Raw genomic sequence first — 5,745 nt, 5'->3', positions numbered from 1 at the left:
CCGTCAGCGACTGGGCCTTCCCGCTCATCTTCCTGACCGTGGCCGGCATCAGCCTGGTCGCCTGGCGGGCCAAGCTGGCCGAGCAACATGACTATAGCATCACCGGCCTGGTAGGCCTGCTGCTGACCTTCTGTTTCGGCGCAGTGGCCGTGGCGATCGACCTGGCCCTGGCCGCCGCCGGCGCGGTGATCACCGCGGTGATCCTCGATAACAAGCATGAGATCCACGGCCTGCTCAACAAGCTTCAGGCCCACGAGCTCGATGCCGGCCTCAAGCTGCTGCTGATTACCGTGGTGATGCTGCCGCTGCTCCCTGACCGAGGCATGGGGCCGGGCGAAGCGCTCAACCCCTACGAGATCTGGTGGATGGTGGTGCTGATCGCCTCGATCTCCTTCCTCGGCTACTTCGCCGTACGCCTGGGCGGTGCCGAAAAGGGCATCCTCTTCACCGGCCTGTTCGCCGGGCTCTCCTCCTCCACAGCACTGACCTTGCATTTCGCGCGCATGTCACGCCAGAGCCGGGAGTTCGAGGCCATGCTGGCCGCCGGCATCCTGCTGGCCTGCGGCACCATGTTCCCGCGCATCCTGCTCTATGCCGCGGTGATCAGCCCCGGGCTGCTGCCGACGCTGCTGCTCCCGGTTACGGTAATGGGGGTGATCCTCTACCTGCCGGCGCTCTATTTCTGGCGTCATCACCGCCAGGCCTTCAGGGTCGACAGCCCGACCCCGATACAGAACCCCCTGGAACTGCGCACGGCACTGCTGTTCGGTGGCCTGCTGGCGATCATCATGCTGCTCGGCGAATGGCTGCGCGGCGCCTTTGGCGAGGCCGGCATCTATCTGCTGGCAGCCGCCTCGGGGGTGGCCGATGTCGACGCCATCACCCTGTCGCTGACCCGCATGTCACTGGAGCGCATCGCTCCCTCCACCGCGGTGTTGGGCATCGTCATCGCCGCTGCGGTCAATAACCTCTTCAAGTCGGGCCTGGCCACCGCCATCGGTACCCGACAGCTCGGCAAGCGGGTCGCCCTGCCAATGGTCGCCTCGATGGTGGTAGGCCTGGCGCTGGCCTGGTGGATATAAGACCTCCGACTTAGTCGTGCGATGTCCCTGTAGCCGCGCCTCGAGCCACCAGGCGAGCCCTTCGGGCCCGTCCTGCATCACGGCGTGGAGATTCCAGGCGAACAACGCCCCGCGACTTGGGGGACCAAGACCATCCAGTGCGACATGAGGCGCACCCACCATTCGTAGCGCACCCCCAGAGACAGGCCCTCCTCGCTCATCCGCCAGCGACCAGTCGCCTGCACATTCCTCCAAACCACCCGCTCGACGAACAGTTCAGCGAGCGGAAGCGGTGTCTCTCCCGGCCGTGCCACCTTCTCGACCCTCCCAAGCCGGGCAACCAGCTCGACCTTCCCGGGCCAAGCAACTAGGGAGCCTCGTAAGGCCGCGCCCGGATCTCGCCGGGTTCATGGCGATTGAGGATCTCTTCCGCCTCCGGCTGCGACGCCTCGGGAACAATCACCTTGACTTCGCTGGCCTCCTTGTCGAGGAACAGCTTCTCCCGAGGAAAGCCCTCGGAGACCAGTTCGTCGAAAGCGTTGGCGGCCTTGTCGATGCTGCCATAGGAAGCCGTAACAGTCTGTGTCATGACACCCTCCATGCATTGGGGTATGGACTGACCGGTGCGGGAAGCACCGAGACGAGACGAGGGAGGCATTTCCTCCCCTGCCTTCAGTGTAGTTATAGCTGTTCTCCTGCCACTAGCCACCCAATCCGCGCCTCGCTTGCCCCGGATCAAACCGAGACCATACAAGGCGGACAGAAACTGGCCTGAGGGCTACGCTTAAGGGACATGGATCCACGAGGCGAGGTCGCCGCGCATGGAAATACTCCGCAAGAGCCGCCGCGAGGCCCAAGCGGCAGTGCTGGACGATTATCCGTCGGTATGGACTCATTTCTCCTGGGACGAGGCGCGGGCGTGGCTTGACGGCCTGCCCGGCGAAGCCGGATTGAACATTGCCCACGAGGCAGTGGATCGCCACGCTACCGGCGAGGCCGGCGAGCGCACCGCGATCCGCTGGCTGGGCAAGGCGGGAGCGCGACGCGAGATCCACTACCGCGAACTGGCCGAACTCAGTGGCCGTTTCGCTAATGTACTCGATGCGCTGGGTGTAACACGCGGTGCCGGCGTCTTCCTGCTCGCCGGCCGGATTCCCGAGCTCTACGTGGCAGTGCTCGGGGCACTGAAGCAAGGGGCCGTGGTCACTCCCCTGTTCTCCGCCTTCGGCCCCGAGCCCATCGCGACCCGGCTGAACCTCGGCGAGGGCCGGGTGCTGGTGACCACCACCAGCCTCTACCGTCGCAAGGTGGCCCCGATCCGCGACCGGCTGCCGAGCCTCCAGCACGTGCTGGTGGTCCGCGACGACGACCAGGTGTTGCCCGAGGGCACCCAAGAGCTCGGGACACTTCTCGACGCGGCCTCGCCCGACTATGCGATCCCGGCCACCGACCCCGAGCAGCCGGCCCTGCTGCACTTCACCAGCGGCACCACCGGCACGCCCAAGGGGGCGCTCCACGTCCACCAGGCGGTGGTCGCCCACCACGCCACTGCCCGCTTCGCCCTCGACCTGCGCGCGGGCGATGTCTTCTGGTGCACAGCAGATCCCGGCTGGGTCACCGGCACCTCCTACGGCATCATCGCCCCGCTCTCCCTCGGTGCCACCCTGGTCGTCGACGAGGCGGAGTTCGACGCCGAACGCTGGTACCGGATCCTCGACGAAGAGGCGGTCAACGTCTGGTACACCGCTCCCACCGCAGTGCGGATGATGATGAAGGGCGGTTCAGAGCAGGCCCGTTCCCGCCGCTACCCCGCGCTGCGCTTCATCGCCAGTGTCGGCGAGCCGCTCAATCCCCAGGCCGTGCACTGGGGCGTGGAGGCTTTCGGACTGCCGATCCACGACAACTGGTGGCAGACCGAGACGGGCGGGATCATGATCGCCAACTTCGCCTGCATGGACATCCGGCCCGGCGCCATGGGCAAGCCACTGCCCGGCATCGAGGCCGCCGTGCTGCGCCACCTGCCCGACGGCGGCGTCGCGCAGGTCGACCATCACGACGAGGAAGGCGAGCTTGCCCTGCGCGTCGGCTGGCCCTCCATGTTTCGCACCTACCTGCACGAAGAGGCGCGCTACCGCCGCTGCTTCGTGGACGGCTGGTATCTCACCGGTGACCTGGCCCGGCGCGACCCCGAGGGCTACTTCTGGTTCGTGGGCCGCGCCGACGACATGATCAAGTCCGCCGGCCACCTGATCGGCCCCTTCGAAGTGGAGTCGGCGCTGATGGAGCACCCGGCAGTGGCCGAGGTCGGGGTGATCGGCAAGCCCGACCCGGTGATCGGCGAGATCGTCAAGGCCTTCGTGGCCCTGAAGCCGGGCCATGCGCCCGACGAGGCGCTGCGCCGCGAGCTGCTCGGCTTCGCCCGCCAGCGTCTCGGCCCGGCGGTAGCGCCCAAGGAGATCGAGATCCAGGCGTCGCTGCCCAGGACCCGCAGCGGCAAGATCATGCGTCGCCTGCTCAAGGCCAGGGAACTGGGCCTGCCGGAGGGTGACACCTCGACCCTGGAGACCTCCCGATGAACGCCTCGCATCCCCACGATGGCCTCTCCCCTCAGCCCGCCATCGGCGCGGCCGGCATGGATGACCCTGACCGGGCCCGGGTACTGCTGTGGCAGATGATCCGCATCCGCCGCTTCGAGGAGAAGTGCGCCGAGCTCTACAGCGCCGGCAAGATCCGCGGCTTCCTGCACCTCTACATCGGCGAGGAGGCGATCGCCAGCGGCGCCATGCCGACCCTGGCTGAGCGGGACAACGTGCTGGCCACCTACCGCGAGCACGGCCATGCCCTGGCCCGCGGCGTTCCTGCCGGGGCGATCATGGCCGAGATGTATGGCAAGCAGGAGGGCTGCAGCCGTGGCCATGGCGGCTCCATGCACCTCTTCGACGTTGCACGGCGCTTCATCGGCGGCAGCGCCATCGTGGGGGGCTCCCTGCCGCTGGCGGTGGGCTACGCCCTGGCCGACCGGCTGGCCGGTCGCGACAGCGTTACCGCCTGCTTCTTCGGCGATGGCGCCGTGGCCGAGGGCGAGTTCCACGAGTCAGCCAACCTTGCCGCGCTGTGGCAGCTTCCAGTGCTGTTTCTGTGCGAGAACAACTACTACGCCATGGGCACCGCGCTCGACCGTGCCCAGTCCCAGACCGACCTCGCCGCCAAGGCCACCAGCTACCACATGCCCAGCGAGTCGGTGGACGGCATGGACGTGGTGGCGGTGGCCAGGGTCACCGAGGCAGCCGTGGAGTACGTGCGCAGCGGCCAGGGCCCCATGTTCCTGGAGTACCAAACCTACCGTTTCCGCGCCCACTCGATGTTCGACCCCGAGCAATACCGCGACAAGGCGGAGGTCGAGCAGTGGAAGCAGCGCTGCCCCGTCGAGACCTTCGCCCGGGACGCGGTGGCCTGCGGGCTGCTCGCACACTCGGTGCGTGACGAGATCGAGCGCGAGGTAGCCGAAGAGATCGACACCGCCGTGGCCTTCGCCGAGGCGGGTACCTGGGAGCCGGAGGAGGCACTCTGCGGCGATGTCTATGCCCGCCAACCACCGACGGGCACGGAGGCGCGGCCATGAGCGACACGAGCCGGACACTGCCCTATCGGGAGGCCCTTCACGAAGGGCTTCGCGAGGCCCTGCTGAGGGATGAGCGGGTGTTCCTGATGGGCGAGGACGTGGGCCGCTACGGCGGCACCTATGCGGTCAGCCACGGCCTGCTGGAAGAGTTCGGCGAGGCGCGCATCCGCGACACTCCGCTCTCCGAGTCGACCTTCACCGGAGCCGGCATCGGCGCGGCGCTCAACGGCATGCGTCCCATCGTCGAGATCATGACGGTGAATTTCAGCCTGCTGGCCCTCGACCAGATCATCAACAACGCCGCCACGCTGCGGCACATGTCCGGCGGACAGCTCAACGTGCCGCTGGTGATCCGCATGACCACCGGCGGCGGCCGCCAGCTCGCTGCCCAGCACTCCCACAGTCTGGAGGGCTGGTATGCCCATATCCCGGGGCTGCGCATCGTCGCCCCGGCGACCCACGAAGATGCCCGTGGCATGCTGCTCACCGCCCTGGAGGACCCCGACCCGGTGCTGATCTTCGAGCATGCCCTGCTGCTGGGTGTCGAGGGCGAGGTCGAGGACAAGGTACAGGGGGTGGACATCGACCATGCCACCATCCGCCGCGAGGGCCGCCAGGTCAGCCTGATCACCTACGGCGGCATGCTGCACAAGAGCCTCGCGGCCGCCGAACAACTAGCCACCGAAGGCATCGACGCCGAGGTGCTCGACCTGCGCACCCTACGCCCTCTGGACGACGCGGCGATCATGGCCAGCGTGGCAAAGACCCACCGGGTGATGGTGATCGATGAGGGCTGGCGTAGCGGTAGCCTGTCGGCCGAGATCATCACCCGTATCAACGAGCAGGCCTTCTTCGAGCTGGATGCCCCGCCGGTGCGGGTCTGCAGCCAGGAGGTGCCGGTACCCTACGCCAAGCACCTCGAGGACGCGGCGATCCCCCAGGTCGAGGATATCGTCGCCGCCGTCCGCCGGCTGCTCGGCTGATCCATACACAAGGAAGAGGGAGTCACCGATGAGCGAGTTCCGCATGCCCTCGCTGGGCGCCGACATGGAGAGCGGTACC

General features: G+C 67.4%; 5 protein-coding genes. 4 read left to right on the top strand and 1 reads right to left on the bottom strand.

Translation table 11 applies throughout. The features are described from left to right. On the top strand, positions 1-1,082 hold a 1,082-nt coding region (locus tag RI841_RS13765), incomplete at its 5' end, for a DUF4010 domain-containing protein (RefSeq protein WP_310706201.1). A gap of 346 nt (positions 1,083-1,428) precedes the next feature. Here the strand turns inward: RI841_RS13765 and RI841_RS13760 are convergent. Next, positions 1,429-1,650 carry a hypothetical protein gene (locus tag RI841_RS13760; protein ID WP_310706200.1) on the bottom strand — a complete coding sequence of 74 codons (222 nt, stop codon included), beginning with the start codon at positions 1,648-1,650 and terminating at the stop codon, positions 1,429-1,431. A 232-nt stretch (positions 1,651-1,882) separates the two neighbouring features. Here RI841_RS13760 and acsA point away from each other — a divergent pair, with 232 nt between their 5' ends. The 3 genes from acsA to RI841_RS13745 are packed head-to-tail and all read left to right on the top strand — an operon-like array spanning position 1,883 to position 5,666. Next, positions 1,883-3,637: an acetate--CoA ligase gene (gene acsA / locus RI841_RS13755; protein ID WP_310706199.1), complete on the top strand. Its 1,755-nt coding sequence runs from the start codon at positions 1,883-1,885 to the stop codon at positions 3,635-3,637. Then, on the top strand, positions 3,634-4,683 hold the full coding sequence (gene pdhA, locus RI841_RS13750) for a pyruvate dehydrogenase (acetyl-transferring) E1 component subunit alpha (protein ID WP_310706198.1): 1,050 nt from the start codon (positions 3,634-3,636) through the stop codon (positions 4,681-4,683). The genes acsA and pdhA overlap by 4 nt, the downstream gene beginning before the upstream one ends. Next, entirely contained in the window at positions 4,680-5,666 is a 987-nt protein-coding gene (locus RI841_RS13745; protein WP_310706197.1) for an alpha-ketoacid dehydrogenase subunit beta, read from the top strand. The genes pdhA and RI841_RS13745 overlap by 4 nt, the downstream gene beginning before the upstream one ends. The last annotated feature ends 79 nt before the right edge of the window (positions 5,667-5,745 follow it).

The sequence above is a fragment of the Halomonas sp. genome (assembly GCF_031581305.1).
GTDB lineage: Bacteria > Pseudomonadota > Gammaproteobacteria > Pseudomonadales > Halomonadaceae > Halomonas.
This window is presented reverse-complemented; position numbering and strand designations above follow the sequence as displayed.

Excerpts from the sequence above, each read along its gene's own strand:
- RI841_RS13760 (WP_310706200.1), bottom strand. The coding sequence starts at position 1,650 with ATGACACAGACTGTTACGGCTTCCTATGGCAGCATCGACAAGGCCGCC.
- acsA (WP_310706199.1), top strand. The coding sequence starts at position 1,883 with ATGGAAATACTCCGCAAGAGCCGCCGCGAGGCCCAAGCGGCAGTGCTG.
- pdhA (WP_310706198.1), top strand. The coding sequence starts at position 3,634 with ATGAACGCCTCGCATCCCCACGATGGCCTCTCCCCTCAGCCCGCCATC.
- RI841_RS13745 (WP_310706197.1), top strand. The coding sequence starts at position 4,680 with ATGAGCGACACGAGCCGGACACTGCCCTATCGGGAGGCCCTTCACGAA.